Here is a 1,857-nt window from a genome sequence, read left to right on the forward strand (position 1 = left end):
TTTTTACGTATAAATATACCTTATCTAGTATTGTTTCCCACAATAGCATTTCATGTAAGTTGTGCCAAGACAGCCTCTTTTAGTTGTTTTAATTTTTCTTGAACTGAAAGTGGAGAGTTACTAACCATACTAAAGTAAAACTTTAGCTTTGGCTCTGTACCAGATGGGCGAATGGCAATCCAAGCGTCATCCTCAAAAATAATTTTAAGCACATTGGATTTAGGAAGACCCATTGGTGACAGTAAATAATCTTCTACCGACTTCACCTTCATACCAATTAACTCTTTGGGTGGATTTTCTCTAAAGGACGTAACAATCTCCTTAATTTTATTACTTCCTTCAATTCCTTTTAATGTGATTGAAACTAGATCTTCTTTGTAATACCCAAATCGTTGGTATACTTCATCTAGAATGTCTAACAGACTTTTTCCTTCAAGTTTATATACAAGAGCCATTTCGGCTACAATAGCAGTAATTTGTACTGCATCCTTATCCCGAACAAAATCCCCTGCTAAATAACCATAGCTTTCTTCGTAACCAAATAAAAAGGTGTATTGTCCTGTTTCGCGATATTCTTTTATTTTTTCACCGATATATTTAAAACCTGTTAATGTTTTTTCTGTTGCAATATGAAAAGCACTAGCGATTTTTTCTCCTAAGTCTGAAGTAACAATGGTATTTACCATTACCCCATTCTCAGGAAGAATTCCTTTCTTCGCTTTCTCATTTAATAAATAGTATAAAATTATCGCACCTAATTGATTTCCATTTAAAGCCTCATATTCTTCCCCATTTTTCACCAGAACACCAAGTCGATCTGCATCTGGATCGGTTGCCATGATGATATCTGCATTCTTTTCCTTAGCTAATTGCAGAGCTAAATGAAAAACTTCTCTTTCTTCTGGATTTGGTGCTTTTACTGTTGAAAAATTGGGATCAGGATGTTCCTGTTCTTTTAAAATATGTAAGTTTGTAAAGCCAACTTGATGTAATATCTCTCTAACAGGTTTATTTCCTGTACCATGTAAAGGGGTGTAAATAATCGATAATTCTTTGCCACTTTGGGCAATCAGATCCTGATTTAATAACAATGACCGAACATTCTTGGCATATTCATTGTCAATCTCTTTACCAATATAATGGATTAAACCTTGTTCAAGCAATTGATCTAAAGGTTCTACTGAAATATGTAATATGTCTTTTACATTGGTCATCTGATGATAGATTTGTTCAGCCATTTCTTCAGTGATTTGGTTCCCATCTGTATTGTAAACTTTGTAACCATTGTATTCTGAAGGATTGTGGCTAGCTGTAATCACTATACCTGCAAAGGCATGCAAATGTCGAACGGCAAAGGATAAGAGTGGTGTAGGTCTAAGCTCATTAAATAAATAGACCTGAACTCCATGAGTAGCTAAAACTTTCGCAGATTCTTCTGCAAAAGTTTGTGAATATTTTCTTGAATCATATGCGATAACCACGCCTTGCTTGATCGCTTTTTCACCTTGCTCAATAATACAATTAGTAAGCCCCATTGTGGCTTTTCGAACAGTGTAGATATTCATTCTGTTTGTACCAGCGCCTATTATTCCTCGTAAACCACCAGTCCCAAACTCTAAATTTTTGTAAAAACGTTCTTCGATCTCTTTCATGTTTCCTTCTATTTGCTGCAATTCTTCCATCAATTCTGGTTGTAAGTTGTCATACTGTAACCATGTTTCATATTGTTTTAATACTTCTCCCATTTGACCACCACCATATCAAGCATTTAATTTGGAGTTACTTCATCATACTATCATTTTAACTTATGAATTTGAAATGACAACTATGTATATCAATCGGGTAGGAGGCTGGCCA

Annotated in this window: 1 protein-coding gene; it reads right to left on the reverse strand. The window is 34.8% G+C overall.

The window, feature by feature from the left end; translation table 11 throughout:
* Positions 1-50: 50 nt before the first annotated feature.
* Entirely contained in the window at positions 51-1,745 is a 1,695-nt protein-coding gene (locus U473_RS05720) for a phospho-sugar mutase (RefSeq protein WP_068724254.1), read from the reverse strand.
* Positions 1,746-1,857: the final 112 nt, after the last annotated feature.

It is taken from the genome of Tepidibacillus decaturensis (assembly GCF_001561915.1).
Taxonomy (GTDB): domain Bacteria; phylum Bacillota; class Bacilli; order Tepidibacillales; family Tepidibacillaceae; genus Tepidibacillus_B; species Tepidibacillus_B infernus.

Excerpts from the sequence above, each read along its gene's own strand:
- U473_RS05720 (WP_068724254.1), bottom strand. The coding sequence starts at position 1,745 with ATGGGAGAAGTATTAAAACAATATGAAACATGGTTACAGTATGACAAC.